Origin of the sequence: Herpetosiphon giganteus, assembly GCF_016907925.1 — a bacterium.
GTDB classification, from domain to species: Bacteria; Chloroflexota; Chloroflexia; order Chloroflexales; family Herpetosiphonaceae; genus Herpetosiphon; species Herpetosiphon giganteus.
The window spans coordinates 1-1523 of record NZ_JAFBCZ010000079.1; the positions used below are offsets into that span (position 1 = coordinate 1).

2 protein-coding genes are annotated in these 1523 nt (G+C 48.2%); both read right to left on the minus strand.

The window, feature by feature from the left end; translation table 11 throughout:
• Positions 1-75: 75 nt before the first annotated feature.
• Positions 76-462 carry a hypothetical protein gene (locus JOD20_RS26265; protein ID WP_204758134.1) on the minus strand — a complete coding sequence of 129 codons (387 nt, stop codon included), beginning with the start codon at positions 460-462 and terminating at the stop codon, positions 76-78.
• A gap of 237 nt (positions 463-699) precedes the next feature.
• Entirely contained in the window at positions 700-1224 is a 525-nt protein-coding gene (locus tag JOD20_RS26270) for a GNAT family N-acetyltransferase (protein ID WP_204758135.1), read from the minus strand.
• Positions 1225-1523: the final 299 nt, after the last annotated feature.

Genomic DNA, 1523 nt, shown 5'->3' on the forward strand with positions numbered 1-1523 from the left:
CATCGAGGACGTTCTGCGTTAAGCCAAGGGGTTTAGGGTTCATCCTTTCGGCATGCATCATCACAATCCGTTCATTTAACTAGCAACAGTGGTTAAATAGCTTTGATAGTGCTCGCTTGCTTGAACTTTGTTGATGTCGTGGATTGTGAAGGCAGTAAACAAAACCTTGGTTTCTTCGTCGCTGAGTTGTAACAGGCCGCGCAAATGCTGAAGCACCAAGATGCCATTCAAAACGTGGTTGTACAGCGATTCGCCGGCCTTGCCGCCTTCGCTCAGGCTAAATTGAATGACCTGTTTGTAGGGCAGTAAGCCATAATTGATGACATGTTTGCGATAGCGTTCGAATAAATCCTCCTCGTTTGGGGCTGGCCCAAGTAAAAGATCAAAGAATTTGGGGTCGAGGGGCGTTGTGTCGTTGGCTGTGTCCTCCGCTTCTGCATTCAAACTTGCTTCATCATCCATGCTGCCTCCTGAAACGCACTAAGAACGTGAGAGGATGTAAGTGCTTGCTATGATGTTTGAAATCAAGTATACACGATGCTACGGACACTGGATGTCCGTTTTTGCTTGAGCGCATGCAATTTAGCCCGAATTTTGCCAATTCATGCGTTGTTTGAGGAATGAACCTAGAGCTGAGATACAGTTTGAGGAATGTTGGGTTCAGTTGATCGAGCCTATGTTTAGCTTGAGGATGGTTGCTTAGAGCCATTTCTCCATGCGAATATCTGCCCACATACGCCCTTGCCAGTAGGTAAAATCGGTGATGCGCCCAATTTCGTGGTAGCCTCGTTTTGCATACAGCGCAAACGCTGGCTGGTTAAATTCAAACACGCCTAGCTCAATTCGCCTGAGGCCTTGGGTTGCAATCTGTTGCTCTAAATAAGCAAGGGCTTGGTTGCCAATACCTTGGCCACGCGCTTGATGCTCGCCAATGGTGATGCTAATCCAGGCACTATTTGCTTCGGGCTTCAACAGCAGCGGCGGATCAATTTGATAACTCATTTCGCCAATTAACTGCTGATGCAAATAGATTAAATAGATTGCTGTGTGTTGAATTCGTTGTACCAAACTTGCGATCGTTATTTCGTTGGAGGCATCTAAATCTGCTTGATTGCGGTTGAATCGGGCTAAATACTTAATCTGCTGATCATTTTCCCAACGGGTAAACGATGCGGCGATTGCGGTCGTTGGTTCAGTGAGGCGGCTAAAGTGAATGTTGATCATTCTCATTCCTTGCGCAAAAATTTGGTTCTTTGGCTAGCATACTGCGTTGCTTGGCCGCTCGCAAGAAACGCAGTATATGATGAGAACCATTCATTCCCTCACCCCCCAACCCCCTCTCCCACTGAACGCGGGCGAGGGGGAGCACGATTGGAGAACCGACCATCATGGATAAAACCGCCATCCAAAAAGCCCCTCGCCCGCGCACGTTTAAGGGCGGACAGGGACGCTCAACCAGGGGATACAGCACGACCTCGGTTTGGTATACTGGATGGTGACGAAACCAAACCCAGAGCAAAACC

Excerpts from the sequence above, each read along its gene's own strand:
- JOD20_RS26270 (WP_204758135.1), bottom strand. The coding sequence starts at position 1,224 with ATGATCAACATTCACTTTAGCCGCCTCACTGAACCAACGACCGCAATC.
- JOD20_RS26265 (WP_204758134.1), bottom strand. The coding sequence starts at position 462 with ATGGATGATGAAGCAAGTTTGAATGCAGAAGCGGAGGACACAGCCAAC.